This window comes from Streptomyces sp. NBC_01445, from assembly GCF_035918235.1.
GTDB lineage: Bacteria > Actinomycetota > Actinomycetes > Streptomycetales > Streptomycetaceae > Streptomyces.
Genome location: NZ_CP109485.1, coordinates 6,484,903 through 6,506,819 on the forward strand (window position 1 = coordinate 6,484,903; position 21,917 = coordinate 6,506,819).

Sequence of the window (21,917 nt, forward strand, 5' to 3'; positions counted from 1 at the left end):
AGGTGTGTACGCGGGGGTGATCGGCCCCCTGAGGAATCCCTACACCCCGCACGACCTCAGATAACCCCTGGTGCGGCGGGCGATGGGCAGCGGGCGGTCCGGCTCGCACGGGTACATGTCCTGCTCGACGATCGCGAAGAGATCGACGTCCAGACGCTGGGCCGCCGCGATGACGGGCTCCAACGCGGGCTCCCCGGCCGGGGGTTCGCACATCACGCCGCGCGCCACGGCGGGCCCGAACGGGATCCCGCCCGCGCGGACCTCGGCGAGCACGGCCGGGTCGACCTGCTTGAGGTGGAGGTAGCCGATGCGCTCGCCGTACGTCTCGATGAGCTTGACGCTGTCGCCCCCGCAGTACGCGTAGTGGCCCGTGTCGAGGCAGAGCGAGACGAGGTCCTGGTCCGTGGAGTCGAGGAAGCGGGCGACGTTCTCCTCGGAGTCGATGTGCGTGTCGGCGTGCGGGTGGACGACGGTCCGCAGGCCGTACCGCTCGCGGACCTCGTGGGCGAGCCGCTCGGTCTGCGTGGTCAGGTCGCGCCACTGCGCCGCGGTGAGCGAGGAGTCCTCGATGACCTCGCCCGTCTTGTCGTCGCGCCAGAACGCGGGGATGACGACGAGATGCCCGGCGCCGGCCGCGCGCGTGAGGTCGGCGATGGCCGAGACGTGCTCCCATGTCGCGTCCCAGACGCCGGGGCCGCGGTGCAGGCCCGTGAAGACGGTGCCCGCCGAGACCTTCAGGCCGCGCCGTCCCGTCTCCTCGGCGAGCACGGCCGGGTCCGTGGGCAGATAGCCGTACGGGCCGAGCTCGATCCACTCGTAGCCCGCTTCGGCCACCTCGTCGAGGAAGCGCCGCCAGGGGACTTGGCGGGGGTCGTCGGGGAACCAGACGCCCCAGGAGTCGGGTGCCGAGCCGATGCGGATGCGGGGTGACATCGTCGTCATGGAGCCAGCCTTCAGGGCGCCGCGGACGAGTGTCAAGACGTGGTCCGAATGTCCGGACAAAATGTTGACAGGGTCTTGTGGCAGGGCTAGACCTGAGCCTGAGACCGCCGAAGGGGCGCGCGCCCCGCCGAAGGGAATCCGTATGCAGCCCAGTCCCGGCGAGCCGTACGACCTCATCACGATGGGCCGGATCGGCGTGGACCTCTATCCGTTGCGGACGGGCGTGCCGCTGGCGGAGGTGGACACGTTCGGCAAGTTCCTGGGCGGCTCCTCGTCGAACGTCGCGGTGGCGGCGGCCCGGCTCGGGTGCCGCACGGCGACGGTCACCCGCACCGGGGCGGACCCCTTCGGGGAGTATCTGCACCGCCAACTGCGGGAGTTCGGCGTCGACGACCGCTGGGTCACGCCCGTGCCGGGCCTGCCGACGCCCGTCACCTTCTGCGAGGTCTTCCCGCCGGACGACTTCCCCCTCTACTTCTACCGCCTGCCCAAGGCGCCCGATCTGGAGATCCACACCGCCGAACTCGACCTGGACGCCCTCAGGGCGGCCCGGGTGTTCTGGATGACGGGGACCGGGCTGAGCGAGGAGCCGAGCCGCTCGGCGACTCTGGCCGCGCTGGCGCACCGGGCGAAGGCGGGCATCACCGTCTTCGACCTCGACTGGCGGCCGGCGCTCTGGGGAGATTCGGCCTGGGAGGACCCGGAACAGGCGAGGCCTCACTACGCCGAGGCCCTGCGGCACGCGACCGTCGCCGTCGGCAACGTCGACGAGGTCGAGATCGCCACCGGCGAGCGCGAACCGACCGCTGCGGCCCGGGCGCTGCTCGACGCCGGGGTGCGCCTCGCCGTCGTCAAGCAAGGACCCAAGGGCGTACTCGCCATGAGTGAGGACGGCGAGTGCGCGGAGGTGCCGCCGCTGCCCGTCGACGTCCTCAACGGGCTGGGCGCGGGCGACGCGTTCGGTGGTGCCCTGTGCCACGGACTGCTCGCCGGCTGGGAGTTGGAGAAGGTCATGCGGTACGCGAACGCGGCGGGCGCGATCGTCGCGTCCCGCCTCGAATGCTCGTCGGCGATGCCCACCCCCGAAGAGGTAGAGGCCGCACTCACGGCGGGAGAGGTCCGATGAGCCGGGCGGGCAAGGTCGGCGGAAGCAGCCCGGGACACGTTCCCGAGCGGAGCGGCCGGGGCGCGAGCGTCGATCCCCTGAAGCTGGTGCGGCTGCGGGCCCACCATCCCGAGGCCGTCGCCGAGGCGGCGGCGCGGCGGGCGCGCAGGCCGCTGATCACGCACGACGCCGGGCGCCTCCTGATCGTCGCCGCCGACCACCCCGCGCGCGGCGCCCTCGCCGTGGGGGAGCGGCCCTTCGCCATGGCCGACCGCGCCGACCTCCTCGGACGGCTCTGCCTCGCCCTGTCGCGGCCCCGCGTCGACGGGGTGCTCGCCACCGCCGACATCCTCGACGACCTGCTCCTGCTGGGCGCGCTCGACGGCAAGGTCGTCCTCGGCTCGATGAACCGCGGCGGGCTCGCCGGGGCCTCCTTCGAACTCGACGACCGGTTCACCGGACACCGGCCCGCGGACCTGCACCGGCTGCGGTTCGACGCAGGCAAGCTGCTCCTCCGTATCGACTACGACGACCCGGGCTCGCTGCGCACCATGGAGTCCGCGGCCCGCGCCGTCGACGAGATGGCGGAGCTTCGCCTGCCCGTGTTCGTCGAGCCGTTCCTGTGCCACCGCGACCCCGCGCGCGGGACCCTGCGCAGCGACCTGAGCGCGGAGGCCGTCACCACGTCCATCGCCATCGCCTCCGGCCTCGGCGGCAGCTCCGCCTACACCTGGCTCAAGGTGCCCGTCACCGACAACCCCGACGACATGGCGCGCGTCATGGAGACCTCGACGCTGCCCGCGGTGCTGCTCGGCGGCGATGTGGGGGACGACCAGGACGCGGCGTACGAGAAGTGGCGGCACGCACTCCAACTGCCCACCGTGCAGGGGCTGGTGGTGGGGCGCTCGCTGCTCTACCCGGCCGACGGCGATGTGGCGGGCGCGGTCGACACCGCCGCGTCGCTGCTGTAGGAGGGGACGGTGACGAACGCGAAGGACCCCATGAACCCGTACCTGCCCCGGGGGAGCGCCGCCGACGGGCCCTACGCCCTGGCCGTCGGCCCCGAGCGGGCCGGCTGGTCCCGTGCGGGGCTGCGAGTGATCGAACTGGGGCCCGGACAAACGCACGATCTGGACACCGGCGAGAGTGAATGGATCGTGCTGCCCCTGACAGGTGGTTGCACGGTGCGCACGGAAGGCCGGATCATCGAACTGCTGGGCCGGGAGAGCGTGTTCGGCGAGGTCAGCGACTTCGCGTACGTGCCCCGCGACGCCCATGCGCAGATCGCCTCCGGCGCGGGAGGCCGCTTCGCCCTGGCAGGAGCGAAGTGCGAGCGTCAGCTCCCCGCCCGCTACGGCCCCGCGCCGGAGGTTCCCGTCGAGCACCGAGGCTCCGGCACCAGCGCCCGCCAGGTGCGCAACTTCGCGTCCGCCGACGCCTTCGAGTGCGACCAGCTCATCGCCGTAGAGGTGATCACGCCCGGCGGCAACTGGTCCTCGTACCCGCCCCACAAGCACGACGAGCACCGGCCGGGCGTCGAGACCGAGCTGGAGGAGATCTACTACTTCGAGATCGAGGGACCCGGCGGGTACGGCTACCAGCGCGTCTCGCCGTCCAGGCCCGGCGGCACCGACCTGCTCGCCGAGGTCCGTACGGGCGACGCGGTCCTCGTCCCGGACGGGTGGCACGGCCCGTCGATCGCGCAGCCGGGACACACGATGTACTACCTGAACGTGATGGCGGGACCGGGCGAGGAACGGGAGTGGCGGATCTGCTTCCACCCCGATCACCTGACGGAGGGATACCGATGACGCGGCTCACCACAGCACAGGCGCTCGTGCGGTTCCTGTCCCGGCAGTACACCGAGCGCGACGGCGAGCGGCGCCGCCTGATCGACGCGACCTGGGGCATTTTCGGGCACGGGAACGTCGCCGGGATCGGCCAGGCCCTCCTGGAGTACGCCGACGACATGCCCTACCACCAGGGCCGCAACGAACAGGCCATGGTGCACGCGGCCGTCGGCTTCGCCCGGCAGAGCGGCCGGCTCTCGGCGCAGGCCGTGACCACGTCGATCGGGCCCGGTGCCACCAACCTCGTCACCGGCGCCGCGCTCGCCACCATCAACCACCTGCCCGTCCTGCTGCTGCCCGGCGACACCTTCGCGACCCGGCCCGCGGACCCCGTCCTCCAGCAGCTCGAAGTCCCTTACGCGGGCGACGTGTCCGTCAACGACTGCCTGCGCCCCGTCTCCCGCTACTTCGACCGGATCACCCGGCCCGAGGCACTGATCCCCGCGGCCCTCGCCGCGATGCGGGTCCTCGCCGACCCGGTCGACACGGGCGCGGTCACGCTCGCGCTGCCGCAGGACGTGCAGGCCGAGGCGTACGACTGGCCCGACGCGTTCTTCGACGAGCGGGTGTGGGCCGTGCGCAGGCCCGCGCCCGACCCGCGCGAGCTGGACGAGGCCGTCCGCGCGGTGCGCGGCGCGCGCAGGCCGCTGCTCGTCGCGGGCGGCGGCGTCCACCACAGCCGCGCCGAGGAGGCGCTGAAGGAGTTCGCCGACGCGACCGGCATCCCCGTCGCGTCCACCCAGGCCGGCAAGGGCTCCCTGCGCTGGGACCACCCGTCCGACGTCGGCGGCATCGGCCACACCGGCACCGCGACCGCGAACGAACTCGCCCGCACCGCCGACCTCGTCATCGGCGTCGGCACCCGCTACACCGACTTCACGACCGCGTCCGGCACCCTCTTCGGTTCCGGCGGCGTGCGCTTCCTCAACCTCAACATCGCGGCCTTCGACAGCCACAAGATGGCGGGCCTGCCCCTGGTCGCGGACGCCCGCACGGGCCTGGCGGAGCTCACGGCCGGACTCCGCGGCCACCGCGCGGAACCCTCGTACGTCATGGAGTACACCGACGACAAGGAGCGCTGGGAGTACCGCGTCGACGCCTGTTTCACGGCCGACGACGACCTGGTGCACCCGACCCAGCCGCAGGTCCTCGGCGCGCTCGACGAACTCGTCACCGAGGACGACATCCTGATCAACGCGGCCGGTTCGCTCCCCGGTGACCTGCACAAACTGTGGCGCGCCCGGTCCCGCGACCAGTACCACGTCGAGTACGGCTACTCCTGCATGGGCTACGAGATCCCGGCCGCGATCGGCGTGGCGCTCGCCGCGCCGGGCCGCCCCGTGTGGGCGCTCGTCGGCGACGGCACGTATCTGATGATGCCGACCGAGATCGTCACCGCCGTCCAGGAGGGCATCCCGGTCAAAGTGGTCCTCCTGCAGAACCACGGGTACGCGTCCATCGGCGGGCTCTCGGCCTCCGTGGGCGGCGAGGGGTTCGGTACGGGCTACCGCTTCCCGGCCGCCGACGGTACGTACACGGGCGCTCCGCTGCCCGTCGACCTCGCGGCCAACGCGGCCAGCCTCGGCATGACGGTGCTGCGCGCGAAAACCGTCCGTGATCTGCGGGAAGCCCTCGCGGCGGCGCGCGCGGCGGACGGTCCCACATGTGTCTACGTGGAGACCGAAACGGCAGACACAGTGTCGGGCGCGCCCCCCGCGCAGGCGTGGTGGGATGTGCCCGTGGCCGAGACAGCGACGCGACCGTCGGCGGTCAAGGCCCGCGAGGAGTACGACCGGCACGTCACCGCTCGGCGCCGCCGGCTGTGAAACACCCGAAACACCCGTAGGACCCCAAAGGAGCTTGCCCTCATGACGACCGACGTCAAGACCGTCAACCACTGGATCGGCGGGAAGACCGTCGAGGGTGTCTCGGGCAATTTCGGCCCGGTCACCGACCCCGCGACCGGCGCTGTCACGACGCAGGTCGCCTTCGCCGACGTCGACGAGGTCGACGCCGCGGTCGCCTCGGCCAAGGCCGCGTACGCGACGTGGGGCACCTCGTCCCTCGCCAAGCGCACCGCGATCCTCTTCAAGTTCCGCGCGCTGCTCGACGCCAACCGCGACGCGATCGCCGAGCTGATCACCGCCGAGCACGGCAAGGTCCACTCGGACGCGCTCGGCGAGGTCGCCCGCGGCCTGGAGATCGTGGACCTGGCCTGCGGCATCACCGTGCAGCTGAAGGGCGAGCTGTCCACCGAGGTCGCCTCGCGCGTCGACGTGTCGTCGATCCGCCAGCCGCTCGGCGTCGTCGCCGGCATCACGCCGTTCAACTTCCCGGCCATGGTGCCGATGTGGATGTTCCCGCTCGCCATCGCGTGCGGCAACACCTTCGTGCTGAAGCCGTCGGAGAAGGACCCGTCGGCGTCCATGAAGATCGCCGAGCTGCTCTCCGAGGCCGGTCTGCCCGACGGCGTCTTCAACGTCCTGCACGGTGACAAGGTCGCCGTGGACCGCCTCCTGGAGCACCCGGACGTCTCGGCCGTGTCCTTCGTGGGCTCGACCCCGATCGCCCGCCACATCCACACCACCGCCTCCGCCAACGGCAAGCGCGTGCAGGCGCTCGGCGGCGCCAAGAACCACATGCTGGTCCTGCCCGACGCCGACCTGGACGCCGCCGCCGACGCCGCGGTCTCCGCCGCGTACGGTTCCGCGGGCGAGCGCTGCATGGCCATCTCGGCCGTCGTGGCCGTGGGCTCCGTCGCCGACGAGCTCGTCGCGAAGATCAAGGACCGCGCCGAGAAGATCAAGATCGGCCCCGGCAACGACCCGACCTCGGAGATGGGCCCGCTCATCACCGCCGCGCACCGCGACAAGGTGGCCTCCTACGTCACCGGCGCCGCGGCCGAGGGCTGCGAGGTCGTCCTCGACGGCACCGGCTTGCGCGTCGAGGGCCACGAGAACGGCCACTGGATCGGCCTCTCCCTGCTCGACCGCGTCCCCACGACCGCCAAGGCGTACCGGGACGAGATCTTCGGCCCGGTCCTGTGCGTGCTGCGCGTCGACACGTACGAGGAGGGCGTGGCGCTCATGAACGCCTCGCCGTTCGGCAACGGCACCGCGATCTTCACCCGGGACGGCGGCGCCGCCCGCCGCTTCCAGCTGGAGATCGAGGCGGGCATGGTCGGCGTGAACGTGCCGATCCCGGTGCCGGTGGGCTACCACTCCTTCGGTGGCTGGAAGGACTCGCTCTTCGGCGACCACCACATCTACGGCAACGACGGCACGCACTTCTACACCCGCGGCAAGGTCGTCACCACGCGCTGGCCCGACCCGTCCGACGCCCCCGCGGGCGTGGACCTGGGCTTCCCGCGCAACCACTGAGGTCACAGCAGCACCAGGTGCCCCGGCCGCTGTGCAGCGCGGCCGGGGCACCTCTGTATGGGCCTCTGTATGGGCCTCCGTGTGCGCCTCCGTATGCGCCTCCGGATCTGCCCGGGGCGCCGGGAGAGCGTCCGGAGTGCGGACGGATTCGGACGGACTTCGGAGCGGGGGCTGCGGTTCCCGTACGTAGGGGATGTATCGGGTGTCCCAGCCGACACCACCCGTTCACCTGGGAAAGCAAGGTCATTAATCCGGGCGACCTGATGGAATCCATCTGTTGCGTCGAACCGGCTTGGAAGTGGCCGTAGTTGGATCAAGAGCCCGGTGCGGAATCCGCAGCTAAACGGCCGTTGACGTTCCGGATTTCGCACGGTGCAATGACGCGCCGGGAGCGGACGAACAACCCCCCATCGCGACAGCCCTTCGGAGGCGATAGCGCTCCCGGCCCGAGTATCGGAAACATCTGCACCACGAGTCGATCGGAACCGCTCCCCCATGTCCGACACGCTTCGCACCAGCCCCTCGACCGTCACCGAGGAGCCCCTCGCGCCCCTCGGCAACACGGCCAGTCCCCAGAAGCTCAAGCGTTCCATCGGCGTCGTCGGCGGCACCCTGCTCACGCTCTCGTGCGTGACGCCCGCCTCCACGCTCTTCGTGGTCGTCCCCGACCTGTTCTCCTCGCTCGGCACCGCCACCGCGCTCACCATCGGGATCGGCTCGCTGCTCTGCATAGCCGTCGCGTTCTGCTACTCGGAGCTGGGCACCCTCATCCCCAGCGCGGGCGGCGAGTACGCCATGGTGTCGACGCTCGCGGGCCGCCTCGCCGGCTGGCTCGTCTTCGTGCTCTCGCTGCTCGTGGTCATGATCGTGCCGCCCGTCATCGCGATGGGCACCGCGGACTACCTCGCCCCGCTCGTCCACCTGCCCGCCGCCGGCGCCGGAGCGGGCGTCATGCTCCTCGCCACCCTCGCGGGCCTGCTCGACCTGCGCGCCAACGCCTGGATCACCGGCATCTTCCTCGTCCTCGAGGTCATCGCCGCCGGAGTCGTCGCCGTCCTCGGCTTCTCGCACTCCGAGCGCGGCGCCGGATCCCTCGTCGACCTGCACGTCACCGGGGCGGGCGGCCACACCGACACCGTCACCGCGATGCTGATCATCTCCGGGCTCGCCATCGCCCTCTTCATCACGCAGGGCTTCTCGACCGCGGTCTACCTCTCCGAGGAGCTGGAGAACCCGCGCCGCAACGTGGCCCGCACGGTACTCCTGACCCTCGCCATCTCCACCGTGGTCATCCTGGTGCCGGTCGTCGCCATCACCATGGGCGCCCCCGACCTCGCCGCCCTCACCAGCGGCGACATCAGCGGCATGGTCGAGGCCTGGTCCAACTCCGCCGTCGGCACGTTCGTCAGCCTCTGCGTCGCCCTCGCGATCATCAACGCGGGCATCGTCATGGTCATCCAGAACTCCCGCGTCCTGTTCGCCTCCGCCCGCGACAAGTCCTGGCCCGAGCCGGTCAACAACGCGCTCTCCAAGCTCGGCCGCTTCGGCTCCCCGTGGGTCGCGACCCTCGTCGTGGGCGTGCCCGGCGCGGCCCTGTGCTTCGTCAACCTCGACACCCTGTACGGCGTGACCGGTGTCTCCGTCACCGGCATGTACCTCCTGGTCGCCGTCGCCGCCCTGCTCGCCCGCCGCGGCTCCCACCGCGACCAGCCGGCCTGGCGCATGCCCCTGTGGCCCGCGGTGCCGGTGGTCCTGATCGCCGTACTCGCCTACATCCTCAGCCAGCAGGAGGTCTCCTACCTGCTGTGGACCGGCGGCATCACCGCCGCCGCCACCCTCTACTGGGCGCTCTACCTGCGGCCGCGCAAGGACACCCGCTGGCTGGTGTCGATCCCCGAGGACGCGCAGGGCTGAGCGTCACCCCCGCCCTGGGCGGCGCTCAGACGAACGACCACTCGACGACGGCGCACCCACCGCCGTCCCGGCCGCCCGCGCCGCGATACGTCGCGAGCGCGGGCGCGTTGTCCGTGTCCACGCCGACCCACATCCCGTAACAGCCCCGCTCCCTGGCCAGCGCCGCCAGCGCCTCGACCAGGGAGCGGCCGATGCCGCGGTGCCGGTACGCCTCGGCCACCGACAGCTCGTACAGGAACATCTCCACCCCCTTGTCCGGGTGAATCGTCTCGACCCCGCTGACGAAGCCCACGGGCGCGTCGTCCTCGTAGGCCAGGAACAGATGGTGGCCCGGGGTCCGAAGGAAACGGGCCGACGCCTCGGGAAGGGCGGGCCCGTCGAACAGGGGCCCGGCGGCGGTCAGTTCGTCGACGGTGCGCGCACGGCGGATGCCGGTTTTCTGCATGACGCTTCGTACCACGAGCGGTGTACGCGGGGGCGGGACCCTACTCCCCAGGGAGGTCCGGCGGTTCAGCCCGGGGGCTGCCCCCGTTGTCGGCGGTCGCCCGTACCGTTGACGCATGGATCTACGACTGACCGGTCCGCGGGCCAGGCCGCGGCGGTGGGCGGCCACCGCCGCGGCCGTCGTGGTGCTCGCGGGCGCCGGTACGTGGACGGCCGCGGCCGCCTCGGACGACGCGCCCCCCGTGCAGCGCCGCGACACGGTGATGGACACGGGCGGAGCCAGGATCGACACGTCGTACTTCACGACGCCCGGCTCCGAGCGCCGCCCCGCCGTCCTGCTCGCCCACGGCTTCGGCGCCAGCAAGGACGAGCTGCGCGCCCAGGCCGAGGGCCTCGCCCGCGACGGATACGCCGTGCTGACCTGGTCGGCGCGCGGCTTCGGCCGCTCCACCGGCAAGATCGGGCTCAACGACCCGAAGGGCGAGGTCGCCGACGCGTCCAGGCTCATCGACTGGCTGGCGAAGCGGCCCGAGGTCCAGCTCGACAAGAAGGGCGACCCGCGCGTCGGCGTCACCGGCGCCTCGTACGGCGGAGCGGTCTCGCTGCTCGCCGCCGGGTACGACGACCGGGTCGACGCCATCGCCCCGCAGATCACGTACTGGAACCTCGCCGACGCGCTGTTCCCCCAGGGCGTCTACAAGAAGCTCTGGGCCGGGCTCTTCATCAACACCGGCGGTGGCTGCGACCGGTTCGAGCCGCAGCTGTGCCGCATGTACGAGCGGGTCGCCGAGGCCGGGAAGCCGGATGCCGCGGCCCGCGCACTCCTCGAAGAGCGCTCGCCGGTCGCGGTCGGCAAGCGCATCAAGGTGCCCACGCTCCTGATGCAGGGCCAGACCGACTCCCTGTTCCCGCTCGGCCAGGCCGACGCCGCCGCCAAGGCGATCCGGGCCAACGGCGCGCCCGTCGACGTCGACTGGATCGCGGGCGGGCACGACGGCGGAGACCGGGAGACCGGGCGCGTCGAAGCCCGCGTCGACTCCTGGTTCGACCGCTATCTGAAGGACGACAAGGGCGCCGACACCGGCCCCGCCTTCCGCGTCACCCGCACGGGAGGCATCGACTCCACCGACGGCGCCGCCCAGCTGCGCGGCGCGAGCGGCGACACGTACCCCGGTTTGGAGAACGACCCCCGGCGCGTGCCCCTGACCGGGCGCGAGCAGCGCGTCACCAATCCCGCCGGCGCGAGCCCGCCCGCCATCTCGAACCTGCCGGGGCTCGGAGGCGGTGGCGGCGGCGGACTCGGCCAGCTGTCCTCCCTGGGCGTCGGCCTCTCCCTCGACTTCCCCGGACAGTTCGCCCGCTTCGACTCGGCGCCCCTGCGCGACGACCTGCGCGTCACCGGGTCCCCCAAGGTGACGGTGCACGTCGCCTCCGACAGCGACGACGCGGTCCTGTTCGGCAAGGTGTACGACGTCGGGCCGGGCGGCGGGTCACAGCCCGTGCTGCCCTCCCAACTCGCCGCACCCATGAGGGTGGTGGGCTCCGGAGCCGGCGGCGGCAAGGACGTCACCCTCACGCTCCCCGCCATCGACCACGAAGTGCAGAAGGGCCACCGGCTGCGCCTCGTCCTGTCCTCCACGGACCTCGGTTACGCGTCCCCGACGCACCCCGCCACGTACACCGTCTCCCTCAAGAGCGACCTGTCCGTGCCCACCGCGCCCGCCGTGCGCACGGCGGCATCGCCGCTGCCCGCCTGGGTGTGGTGGCTGCCCCTCGCCGGTGTCCTGGTGGCGCTGGCCCTGCTGCTCACCGGCCGCCGCCGCGCGAGCGCGGGAGCCCCCGACCCGGACCTCGCCGAAGTCCCGCTCCAGATCACCGACCTGAGCAAGAAGTACGCGAAGTCCGCCGACCGGTACGCGGTCCGTGACCTGTCCTTCCGCGTGGAGAAGGGCCAGGTCCTCGGCCTCCTCGGGCCGAACGGCGCGGGCAAGACCACGACCCTGCGCATGCTCATGGGCCTCATCAGGCCCGACGGCGGCGAGATCCGCGTCTTCGGGCACGCCATCAGGCCGGGTGCGCCCGTCCTGTCGCGGGTCGGCGCGTTCGTCGAGGGCGCGGGCTTCCTGCCGCACCTGTCCGGCCGCGAGAACCTGGAGCTGTACTGGGCGGCCACGGGCCGCCCCGCCGAGGACGCCCACCTGGACGAGGCGCTGGAGATCGCCGGCCTCGGCGACGCCCTGGCCCGCGCCGTGCGCACCTACTCGCAGGGCATGCGCCAGCGGCTCGCCATCGCGCAGGCCATGCTGGGCCTGCCCGACCTCCTCATCCTCGACGAGCCGACGAACGGCCTCGACCCGCCCCAGATCCGCGAGATGCGCGAGGTGATGATCCGGTACGCGGCAGCGGGCCGCACCGTCATCGTCTCCAGCCATCTCCTCGCCGAGGTCGAGCAGACCTGTACGCACCTGGTCGTGATGGACCGCGGGCGCCTGGTGCAGGCGGGCCCGGTCGCCGACATCATCGGCGCCGGGGACACCCTCCTGGTCGGCCTCGCGGCGGACATCTCCGACGCGCTGGTGGAGAAGGTGGAGGCGCTGCCCGACGTGGAGTCGGCGGCCCGCGCGGACGGCGGACTCCTGGTACGGCTCGCGGCTCCCGCGCACGCGGGCGTCCCGGCGACGGTTCCGGCGGCGGCCGCCACGGCGACCGCGGCGGCGGCACCCGACGGTCCGGCACAGTCCCCGGCCCTCGTGCCACCCTCCGCCGACCGGGAGACGGCCGCCGCCAGACTCCTCGCCGAGCTGGTCCGTCTGGACGTGCCGGTCGCGTCCCTCGGCCCGCACCGCCGTCTCGAAGACGCGTTCCTGACCCTGATCGGAGGCGAAGCCGGATGACCGCGCTCGTCGAGTCCACCGAGGTGGCGCCCGGATACCGCGCGCGCCGCACCCTGCCCCTGCGGGTCGAGGCCGTACGCCAGCTGAAGCGGCGCCGCACGCTCGTCATGGGCGCCGTCCTCGCCCTGCTGCCGTTCGTCCTGGTCGTCGCGTTCGCCATCGGCGGCGACCCGGGCGCGCGCAACGGCCGGGTGACGCTGATGGACACGGCCACCGCGTCCGGCGCCAACTTCGCCGCGACGTGCCTGTTCGTCTCGGCCGGGTTCCTGCTGGTGATCCCCGTGGCCCTGTTCTGCGGGGACACGGTCGCCTCCGAGGCCGGCTGGTCCAGCCTGCGCTACCTCCTCGCGGCGCCCGTGCCCCGTGCCCGCCTCCTGTGGAGCAAGCTCACCGTCGCGCTCGCCCTCAGCCTCGCCGCGATGGTCCTGCTCCCCGTCGTCGCCCTCGCGGTCGGCACGGCCGCGTACGGCTGGGGCCCGCTGGAGATCCCGACCGGCGGCGCGCTCCCCGCCGGCACGGCGGCGCAGCGGCTGCTCGTCGTGATCGCGTACATCTTCGTGTCCCAACTGGTCACCGCGGGACTCGCGTTCTGGCTGTCGACGAAGACGGACGCGCCGCTCGGCGCGGTCGGCGGCGCGGTCGGGCTCACCATCGTGGGCAATGTCCTCGACGCGGTGACGGCACTCGGCGACTGGCGCGACTTCCTGCCGGCGCACTGGCAGTTCGCGTGGGCGGACGCCATCCAGCCGCGCCCGGAGTGGGGCGGCATGATCCAGGGGACGGCCGTCTCGGTAACGTACGCCGTCATCCTGTTCGCCCTGGCCTTCCGGGGATTTCGCCGCAAGGACATCGTCTCGTAGGTCTCCGGAGGATCACCTTCCGGCCTCGGCGGGCCCTCTCCGTAGCCGCATCGAGATTCATCCGCAACGCCTCCGACTGCTCGTTCCGGCCGTCTCGGACGTCACATTCACAAGTGCTGACGCACGATCGGCGAACCGAGGGGGCACGGATGAGGCCTGACAGCGATCACCGGGCAGAGGACCGCGACCGTACGCGGGCACCGGCGCGGGCGCGAAGGCGGCCATGGACGCGGGGTCGCGGGAGGGCGCGGGCCGCCGGACTGCTCGCGGCGGCGCTCGTGGGCGGGCTCCTCGTCACCGGGTGCGGCGGCGGGAGCGACGATTCCTCGGCGGAGCGCGGCAAGGCGCAGCGCACGGGCCCGCTGCCCGCGCCCGCCCCGGCCCGCCCGTCCGCTCCCGCGACGCCCGCGCCGGGCACCGAGGCCGACGGCGAGCAGCGCGACATCGCGCCGACCGACACCCCGTCCCCGACGCCCGCGGACTATCTCTCCACGTTCGCCCTCGACGTCGACACCGCGTCCTACGGCTACGCCCGCCGCACCCTCGCCGACGGGCGCCTGCCCGACCCGAAGGCCGTGCGGCCCGAGGAGTTCATCAACAGCTTCCGTCAGAACTACCCGCGCCCCGAGGGCAACGGCTTCTCGGTGACGGCCGACGGAGCCCGCGCCGGCGGCGAGGGCTGGTCCTTCCTCCGGGTCGGCCTCGCCACCGGCTCGGCGGCCCCGGCGTCCGAACGCCCGCCCGCCGCGCTCACCTTCGTCATCGACGTCTCCGGCTCCATGGCCGAACCCGGCAGGCTCGACCTGGTCAAGCAGTCCCTCGGCGTCATGACCGACCAGCTGCGCTCCGACGACTCCCTCGCACTCGTCACCTTCAGCGACACGGCCGAGACCGTGCTGCCGATGACGCGCGTCGGAGGCGCCCGGGGACGGGTCCACGACGCGATCGACAGCCTGGAACCGATGTCCTCCACGAACCTCGACGCGGGCGTACGCACGGGATACGACACCGCGGTCGAGGGCGCGCGGCCCGGCGCCACCAACCGCGTCGTCCTGCTCTCCGACGCACTCGCCAACACCGGTGAAACCGACGCCGACGCGATCCTCGACCGCATTTCCGACGCCCGCCGCGAGCACGGCATCACGCTGTTCGGCGTAGGTGTCGGCAGCGAGTACGGCGACGCCCTGATGGAGCGCCTCGCCGACAAGGGCGACGGCCACACGACCTACGTCTCCACGCCCGAGGAGGCCCGGAAGGTCTTCTGCGACGAGCTGCCGCAGAACATCGAGCTGCGCGCCCGCGAGGCCAAGGCGCAGGTCGCCTTCGACCCGGGGACCGTGCAGAGGTTCCGGCTCATCGGCTACGACGACCGCCAGGTCGCCGACGACGACTACCGCAACGACCGTGTGGACGGCGGCGAGGTCGGCCCCGGCCACACCGTGACGGCGCTGTACGCGGTACGGCTGCGCCCGGGCGCGAGCGGCCACGTCGCCACGGCGGGCGTGCGCTGGCTGGACCCCGATACGCGCGCCCCGCACGAGGAGACAACCCAGATCGAGGCCTCCGCGCTGGACACGGACGTCTGGCGCTCCAGCCCCGGCCTCCAGCTCACAGCCACGGCAGCCTATTTCGCCGACTCCCTGCGCCAGGGCGCACTCCCAGGAGCCCCCACGCTGCCCCAACTGGCATCACACGCCGACAAGTTGGCCCGCTCGGCGGAGGACAAGGACGTGCGGCAGCTCGCGGAAGCGATACGCAGGGCCGACGAACTGCAGATCTGAGTCGCGTTTCCGAGTTTCGTACGGATTGGAGAAGCTGTCATTTCGCCCTGTAAGTTCTGGGTGAATATCGAGGCAGAGTCATTGGTCGCCGAATGGGCAGCATAAATTCTGCGTGAATGGCTGTTCTGTTCCTGAAGGGTGATGAGAATTGAACTCAGAGGTAACTGATCGAATTCTCATCCAATGTGGCCATTCCGGGGTCGGGGCCCGCGTAATGTTTTCCGTGTCGAAGCCGAACAGGGCTTACGGCAAACGGAAAAGCGTCACCGAGAAAGGGACAACCCTCATGAGCTTCCACAAGGTCGCCCCCGTCAAGAAGACCCGCAAGCCCGGCGCGAAGCCGGCCGCTGCACACCAGGCCGCGCCCAAGCCGAAGCGGCAGCCCCGCCGCCGTCTGGTCGGCAACAAGGCCGGCAAGGACTGCTGAACCGTGCTGTCGAGGCGGGCCCCCGGCGTGTGCCGGGGGCCCGCCTCAGCCGTGTTCCCGGTTCGGACGGAGAGAGTTGAGAAAGTCGGATGGGTTGGTGGAGTCGGTGGAGCATAAAAGCACGGGTGCTCGTCAGGCGTTCCGGCGTTTCTGGCCGTTGACGCGCGGTGACCGCAGATGGCTGGTCCTGATCATTGTCTGCGTCGTGGTCGCCGCGCTTGCCGAGACAGCCTCGATCCTGATTTTCGCGAATCTCACCGACCACGCGCTGGCTGCGGGATCGCTCTCCGCATTCTGGCTGCCCGCCGCGCAGTGGCTCGGTGTTGCCGTGATCGGCGCCGCGGTCGGGTATGCCGGAAACTCGCTCGCCGTATGGACCGCGGAGCGGTTCGTCCTGCGGCTGCGCGCCGGCGTGTTCCGTCATGTGCAGGGGCTGCCCCCGCACTTCTTCCAGAAGCACCGGCAGGGCGATCTCGTCGAGCGGCTCACCGGTGATGTCGAGGCCATCGAACAGATGGTGGTGTCCGGCGTGGTCGGCACCGTTTCCGCGTTGTTCTCCACCGTCTTCTACGCGGCCGCTGCCCTCTGGCTTCGCTGGGACCTTGCCCTCGTCACCTTCCTGCTCGCCCCTCTCTTCCTCATCGCTGCCCGCCGCTTCGCCGGCCGCATCAAGTCCGCGGCCCGTGACGAGCGCACCGCCGACGGCGCCATCACCTCGGTCGTCGAGGAGTCCCTCGGCAATGTCGTCCTCACCCAGGCCTACAACCTGCGCCGGGACGAGGAACGCCGGCTCGACCGGGAGGCGCGTGCGTGGCTGCGCGCCTCCGTGCGCGGCGCCCGCGCGAGCGAGCTGTACGAGCAGGTCGTCGAGGTCGTCGAGACGCTGTGCGTGCTGGCCGTCATCGGATTCGGCGCCTGGGAGATCGCCGCGGGCCGTATGACGCTCGGCGATCTGCTCGCCTTCGCGGCCTTCATCGGCTACCTCTATCCGCCGATCCGCAACCTCGGGCAACTGGGCCTCACGCTCACCGCCGCCACGGCCGGAGCGGAACGGATCCAGGAGGTGCTGGACGCCGAGCCCGCCGTGACCGACCCCGTCTCACCCCGGCCGGCCTGGCCCGTACGCGGCCGCATCAGCCTCGAGGGCGTCTCCTTCCGCTACCCGGACGCTCCCGCGGAATCGCTGACAGACGTGTCACTGACCGCCGAGCCCGGCGAGCTCGTCCTGATCACAGGGGAAAGCGGAGCGGGCAAGTCGACCCTCTCCAAGCTGCTGCTGCGTTTCTACGACCCGACGGCGGGGACCGTACGGCTCGACGGGGTGCCGCTCACCGACGTCCCGCTGGAGTTCCTCCGCGAGAACGTGGCCCTGCTGCCCCAGGAGACCCTGATCCTGCACGGCACCATCCGCGAGAACATCGCCTGTGGCCTCCCGGGCGCCGGCGAGCGGGAGATCCGGCAGGCCGCACTGGACGCGGCCGCCCACGAGTTCATCACCGACCTGCCCGAGGGCTACGACACCCGGATCGCCCCGGGCACCGCCGCCCTCTCCGGCGGTCAGCTGCAGCGCATCGCGATCGCCCGTGCCATGCTGCGCGGCGCCCCCGTCCTCGTTCTCGACGAGCCGACCGCCGGACTCGACGCGCTGGCCACACGACGCGTGGTGCAGCCGCTGCGCCGGCTGATGGCGGGCCGTACGACCATCGTGATCACCCACGATCTGGCGCTGGCGCCGGACGCGGACCGCATTCTCGTCGTGGACTGCGGCCGTCTCGTGGAGTGCGGTACGCACAGGGAACTCCTCGCCCGGGGCGGGGCGTACGCGCGGCTGCGCAGCGCATAGCCCCGGGGCCGGTCGTCGAATTCCCGCCTGCCTGGCGGCGTCTGGTGCGGACAAGCCCTAGGGGAGCGCCGCCCCCCGGGCCGTCACCCACAGCTCGTACCACTCCTCGTGGGTGAGTTCGGGGGCGCGGCGGGCGGCGTCGGCGCAGGCTCGGATGCGGGACGGGTTCGCGGTGCCGATGACCGGGGCGATGCGGGACGGGTGGCGCTGGAGCCACCAGAGGATGATCGTCTCCGGAGTGGTGTTCTTCTTCTCGGCGAGGTCGGCGACCAGTCGTGCCGTGGCGTACTCGGCGGGCGTCGCCTCGCGGCCCGTGTAACTGCCCTGGGCGAGCGGGCCCCACGCCTGGAGGCGGATCCCGTGCTCGGCGCAGTGTTCCAGGGTGCCGAGCGGGAAGCCGTTCGAGGCGGCGTCGGGCGTGTTCACCAGCACCCCCGCCTCCACCCAGTCCCGGCTCTTGAGGCTCATCTCCAGCTGGTTGGCGACGAGAGGGAAGTCCAGGTGGGCCTGGAGGTGCGCGATCTGATGGGCACTCATGTTGGAGACGCCGAAACTCCTTACGAGGCCCTGCTCCTGGAGCGAGGTGAGGGCCTTGGCCACATCGCCCGGGTCCGCCAGCGGGTCGGGGCGGTGCAGCAGCAGGACGTCGACGTGGTCGGTCCGCAGCCGGGTCAGGCTCTCCTCGACGCACCGCACGATGCGGGCGCCGCGCAGGTCGTACACCCCAGGACGGTCGCCGCCGGCGAGGCGGATCCCGCACTTCGTCTGTACGGTGATGCGCTCGCGCAGCCCGGGCGTCCGGGCGAGCACCTCGCCGAACACGGCCTCGGCCTTGCCGTCGCGGTAGATGTCGGCGTGGTCGAACGCGGTGATGCCGCTGTCCAGGGCCGCCTGTACGGCGGCCTCGGCGGCGTCGATGTCGGAGGGCCGGAAGGGTGCGGAATCCCAGCTCCCGCCCAGCCCCATGCATCCGTAGATCAGCCGGTCCTGGTCGGTGTGCGCGTGCGGTGGTGTAGTCACACGGGCAGCGTAGGCCGCGGACTCACGGCTTGGGGATGTCGAAGTAGCGGTTGAGGCCCGCGGCGAGCGCGGCATCGCCGGTGATCCTGACCTTCCGCATCATGAACATCATGACGGGGCTCTGATTGCCCGAGACCAGCTTCAGGAAGTCCGCGTCGCCCATGGCGAGCGTGACGCGGGGCGTGGCGTCCGAGCGGCCCTCGGTGACCGTGCAGGTCCCGTCGGCGATCGCCGTCTCGTACACGGCCGCTTCCTGGTCACCGGCGCTCGTGACCTTCCAGCGGATCAGCGCCTGGAGCGAGCCCGCCGTCTCCGGCTTGAACTGCCGCTCCATGCGCGCGAAGACCTCTTTCAGGATGCGTGCCCGCAGCTCGCCGTCCCGGGCGATCTCGTCGATCTCCTTGGCGGACAGGCCCTTCACGATCTTCGCGAACTGCTCGGGCGTCACCGCCGAGAAGTCGAGGTCGGCAATCCCGTCGCGCGTGCCGGTGCCCTCGCCCATGGAACCCTCCGTGTGCCGAAACTGCTTACCATTCAGTAAACTTACCAATCGGTAAGGTTACGGCCGGGGCAGATGGGCTGACAAGCGTGACGGGTATAACGGGCGATCCGGCAGAAGGCTACGGGGAGCCGGCGGAGAGTCCCGGGGTGCAGGGTGGCGGTCCGGGCGCCCCCGCCGGACGCCGGCGCCGTGTCCCGCGCCGCGAGCGCGAGCAGCAGATGATCGACGTCGCCGTGCGCGTCTTCGCCAAGCGCGGCTACCACGCCGCGTCCGTCGACGAGATCGCCGAACTCGCGGGCGTCTCCAAGCCGATGGTCTATCTCTACCTCGACTCCAAGGAGGGTCTCTTCCTGGCGTGCCTGCGCCGGGAGTCGGACCGGCTCGTCGCCGCGTTCCAGGGGGCGGCGCGCGCGGGCGGCGAGCCCGATGAGCGTCTGTACGCGGGCCTCGCCGCGTTCTTCGCGTTCGTCGCCGGACACCGTGACTCCTGGGTCGTCCTGCACCGGCAGGCCTCCGAGCTCAGCGCGGCCATCGCCGCCGGGGTCGGCGAGGCGCGCCGGGCCGTCATGGCCGAGGTTGCCGGCCTGGTCGGGGACGGCATCGCGGACAGCGGCCGGGGAGCCCTGCTCGACGCCGAGGACGCCGACTTCGTGGCGCACGCGCTCGTCGGCGCCGCGGACTCACTCACCGACTGGATGGAGCGCCACCCCGGCCGGTCGCCGGATTCGATCGCGCTGCGGCTGATGAACATGGTGTGGGTGGGGATGCGGCACGTCCTCGACGGCGAGGTCTGGACCCCGCGCGACGCCTGACCTCCGGGGCCGCCCCCCCCGGGTCCCTCACGTCGGCTGATCGCGCCCGACCCATTGAATTTCCGTTACGCGTGGGTAAGTTGACGCCCGGGTAAGTCTGCAAGTCTGCGTGGGACGAGCGAGACGCAGGGATCACGTCAGCCGCGACCTGGAGCCGTCATGGGCGTACGCAAGGATCTTCAACGGGCACAGCAGCGCAGCGACTTGACGGACCGGGCCACCGTCGAGACCGTCAAGGACGAGCACGGAACCGTGCGCGAGGTGCGCACGGCCGCCCTCGCCGCGGACCCGGGCGGGAGCACGCCCGCCGACATCCCCTTCACGAACGCCGCCGAGGCGCCCGACGCCGTGGTCCTGCGGCGCAGGGAGGGCGAGCACTGGCGTCCCGTCACGGCGGCGGCCTTCGCGCGTGAGGTGACCGCCGCGGCCAAGGGCCTGATCGCGGGCGGCCTCGAACCCGGCGGGCGCGTCGCCCTCATGTCCCGTACCCGCTACGAGTGGACTGTCCTCGACTTCGCCATCTGGGCGGCCGGCGGGCAGACCGTGCCCGTCTACGCCACGTCGTCGGCCGAGCAGATCGAGTGGATCGTTCGGGACTCGGGCGCGCGCCATCTGATCACCGAGACCCCCGAGAACACGGCCACCGCGCGGGCCGCGCTCGCCGCGCTGCCCGAGGAGGAGCGGCCGCGCTGCTGGGAGCTGGACGCGGGCGCGGTGCTCGAACTCGCCACTCTGGGAAGGGAGATGGACGACGAGGAGGTGACCAAGCGGCGCGCCGCGCTCACCCCCGGCACCGTCGCGACCGTCTGCTACACCTCCGGGACCACCGGGAAGCCGAAGGGCTGCGTCCTCACCCACGCCAATCTGCACGCCGAGGCCGCGAACACGGTGGAGCTGCTGCACCCCATCTTCAAAGAGGTGACCGGACAGGTGGCCTCGACGCTGCTGTTCCTGCCCCTGGCGCACATCCTCGGCCGCACCATCCAGATCTCCTGCATGCTCGCCCGTATCGAACTGGGCCACTGCCCCGGCATCAAGCCGGACGAGCTGCGGCCCCAACTGCGGTCGTTCCGGCCGACGTTCGTGGTCGGAGTGCCGTACCTCTTCGAGAAGATCCACGACACGGGCCGGGCCACCGCGGAGAAGCTCGGCCGCGGCGCGTCGTTCGACCGGGCCGACCGGATCGCGGTGAACTACGGCGAGGCACACATGGCCCGCTTCCTCAGCCGCGGCAAGGGCCCCGACGGCAAGGGCGGCCCGTCCCTCGGTCTCCGCCTCGCCCGCGGCCTCTACGACCTGCTGGTGTTCCGTCGCGTGCGCAAGGAGCTCGGCGGACGCCTGCGTTACGCGATCAGCGGCGGCTCCCCCCTCGACCGGCGCCTCAATCTCTTCTTCTACGCCGCCGGAATCCTCATCTACGAGGGGTACGGCCTGACGGAGACCAGCGCCGCCGCCACGATCACCCCGCCGCTCGCCCCGCGCCCCGGGACGGTCGGCCTCCCGGTGCCGGGCACGGCCGTGCGGATCGCCGACGACGGGGAGGTCCTCGTCAAGGGCGGCATCGTGTTCGGCGCGTACCGGAACAACGCCGAGGCGACGGGGGAGGTGCTCGACGGGGGCTGGTTCGCCACCGGTGACCTGGGGGTCCTCGACGAGGACGGCTACCTCACCATCACCGGCCGCAAGAAGGACATCATCGTCACGTCCGGCGGCAAGAACGTCTCGCCGGCCGTCCTGGAGGACCGGCTCCGCAGCCGCCCGCCGGTCGGCCAGTGCATCGTCGTGGGCGACAACCGCTCCTACGTCGGCGCGCTGATCACGCTGGAACCGGAGGCGGTCGCGCACTGGCTGTCCGTACGGAAGATGCCCGCCGACACCCCGATGGCCGATGTCGTCCGTGATCCGCGGATGATCGCGGCGGTGCAGGAGGCCGTGGACTACGCGAACGAGGCCGTCTCGCGGGCCGAGTCGATCCGTAGATTCGCTCTGGTGGAAGGCGAGTTCACCGAGGACAACGGGCTGCTCACGCCCTCCCTGAAGATCAAGAGGCATGCGGTCGCGGCCGCGTACGAGCGGGAGATCGAAGCCCTCTACCGGGGCTGACCGCCCGCCGCCGGGACCGGGACCGGGGGCGAATGCGGGG

17 protein-coding genes are annotated in these 21,917 nt (G+C 71.8%); 13 read left to right on the plus strand and 4 right to left on the minus strand.

Annotated elements, in window-relative coordinates:
* Positions 1–39: 39 nt before the first annotated feature.
* Entirely contained in the window at positions 40–942 is a 903-nt protein-coding gene (locus OG574_RS29555) for a sugar phosphate isomerase/epimerase family protein (protein ID WP_326775677.1), read from the minus strand.
* 142 nt (positions 943–1,084) lie between these two features.
* Here OG574_RS29555 and iolC point away from each other — a divergent pair, with 142 nt between their 5' ends.
* The 6 genes from iolC to OG574_RS29585 all read left to right on the plus strand — a co-directional run bounded on the left by iolC (position 1,085) and on the right by OG574_RS29585 (position 9,191).
* The gene (gene iolC / locus OG574_RS29560; protein WP_326775678.1) at positions 1,085–2,068 is read left to right on the plus strand and encodes a 5-dehydro-2-deoxygluconokinase; all 984 of its coding nucleotides are present in this window, start codon (positions 1,085–1,087) and stop codon (positions 2,066–2,068) included.
* Positions 2,065–3,018, plus strand: a complete 954-nt coding sequence (locus OG574_RS29565) for a Cgl0159 family (beta/alpha)8-fold protein (protein WP_326775679.1) — start codon at positions 2,065–2,067, stop codon at positions 3,016–3,018. Before iolC ends, OG574_RS29565 begins: the two co-directional genes overlap by 4 nt.
* 30 nt (positions 3,019–3,048) lie before the next feature.
* Positions 3,049–3,858, plus strand: a complete 810-nt coding sequence (iolB, locus tag OG574_RS29570) for a 5-deoxy-glucuronate isomerase (RefSeq protein ID WP_326778671.1) — start codon at positions 3,049–3,051, stop codon at positions 3,856–3,858.
* The gene (iolD, locus tag OG574_RS29575) at positions 3,855–5,723 is read left to right on the plus strand and encodes a 3D-(3,5/4)-trihydroxycyclohexane-1,2-dione acylhydrolase (decyclizing) (protein ID WP_326775680.1); all 1,869 of its coding nucleotides are present in this window, start codon (positions 3,855–3,857) and stop codon (positions 5,721–5,723) included. The genes iolB and iolD overlap by 4 nt, the downstream gene beginning before the upstream one ends.
* 42 nt (positions 5,724–5,765) lie before the next feature.
* Positions 5,766–7,277, plus strand: a complete 1,512-nt coding sequence (gene mmsA / locus OG574_RS29580; protein ID WP_326775681.1) for a CoA-acylating methylmalonate-semialdehyde dehydrogenase — start codon at positions 5,766–5,768, stop codon at positions 7,275–7,277.
* A gap of 495 nt (positions 7,278–7,772) precedes the next feature.
* Positions 7,773–9,191 carry an APC family permease gene (locus OG574_RS29585; RefSeq protein ID WP_326775682.1) on the plus strand — a complete coding sequence of 473 codons (1,419 nt, stop codon included), beginning with the start codon at positions 7,773–7,775 and terminating at the stop codon, positions 9,189–9,191.
* A 25-nt stretch (positions 9,192–9,216) separates the two neighbouring features.
* On the opposite strand, the gene OG574_RS29590 is transcribed toward OG574_RS29585, so the two are convergent.
* Positions 9,217–9,636 (minus strand): GNAT family N-acetyltransferase, encoded by a 420-nt coding sequence (locus OG574_RS29590; RefSeq protein WP_326775683.1) that lies wholly within the window; start codon positions 9,634–9,636, stop codon positions 9,217–9,219.
* A gap of 115 nt (positions 9,637–9,751) precedes the next feature.
* Between OG574_RS29590 and OG574_RS29595 the strand changes: the two genes are divergently transcribed.
* The 5 genes from OG574_RS29595 to OG574_RS29615 all read left to right on the plus strand — a co-directional run bounded on the left by OG574_RS29595 (position 9,752) and on the right by OG574_RS29615 (position 17,440).
* Positions 9,752–12,529 (plus strand): alpha/beta fold hydrolase, encoded by a 2,778-nt coding sequence (locus OG574_RS29595; RefSeq protein ID WP_326775684.1) that lies wholly within the window; start codon positions 9,752–9,754, stop codon positions 12,527–12,529.
* Complete coding sequence (locus OG574_RS29600) at positions 12,526–13,389, plus strand: ABC transporter permease (protein ID WP_326775685.1); 864 nt, start codon at positions 12,526–12,528, stop codon at positions 13,387–13,389. The genes OG574_RS29595 and OG574_RS29600 overlap by 4 nt, the downstream gene beginning before the upstream one ends.
* Before the next feature lie 149 nt (positions 13,390–13,538).
* Positions 13,539–15,170 (plus strand): vWA domain-containing protein, encoded by a 1,632-nt coding sequence (locus OG574_RS29605; protein ID WP_326775686.1) that lies wholly within the window; start codon positions 13,539–13,541, stop codon positions 15,168–15,170.
* Positions 15,171–15,456: 286 nt separating this feature from the next.
* A complete protein-coding gene (locus tag OG574_RS29610; RefSeq protein WP_326775687.1) occupies positions 15,457–15,597 on the plus strand; it encodes a hypothetical protein in 141 nt (46 codons plus the stop codon).
* A gap of 76 nt (positions 15,598–15,673) precedes the next feature.
* A complete protein-coding gene (locus OG574_RS29615) occupies positions 15,674–17,440 on the plus strand; it encodes an ABC transporter ATP-binding protein (RefSeq protein WP_442816855.1) in 1,767 nt (588 codons plus the stop codon).
* Positions 17,441–17,497: 57 nt separating this feature from the next.
* Here the strand turns inward: OG574_RS29615 and OG574_RS29620 are convergent, their stop codons facing one another.
* Together OG574_RS29620 and OG574_RS29625 are read right to left on the minus strand one after the other, a co-directional pair.
* Positions 17,498–18,460 (minus strand): aldo/keto reductase, encoded by a 963-nt coding sequence (locus OG574_RS29620; protein ID WP_326775689.1) that lies wholly within the window; start codon positions 18,458–18,460, stop codon positions 17,498–17,500.
* A 22-nt stretch (positions 18,461–18,482) separates the two neighbouring features.
* Positions 18,483–18,962 (minus strand): SCP2 sterol-binding domain-containing protein, encoded by a 480-nt coding sequence (locus OG574_RS29625; RefSeq protein WP_326775690.1) that lies wholly within the window; start codon positions 18,960–18,962, stop codon positions 18,483–18,485.
* Between the two features lie 86 nt (positions 18,963–19,048).
* Here OG574_RS29625 and OG574_RS29630 point away from each other — a divergent pair, with 86 nt between their 5' ends.
* Both OG574_RS29630 and OG574_RS29635 read left to right on the plus strand, forming a co-directional pair.
* Positions 19,049–19,774, plus strand: a complete 726-nt coding sequence (locus OG574_RS29630; protein WP_326775691.1) for a TetR/AcrR family transcriptional regulator — start codon at positions 19,049–19,051, stop codon at positions 19,772–19,774.
* A 159-nt stretch (positions 19,775–19,933) separates the two neighbouring features.
* Complete coding sequence (locus tag OG574_RS29635; RefSeq protein ID WP_326775692.1) at positions 19,934–21,877, plus strand: AMP-dependent synthetase/ligase; 1,944 nt, start codon at positions 19,934–19,936, stop codon at positions 21,875–21,877.
* Positions 21,878–21,917 lie beyond the last annotated feature (40 nt).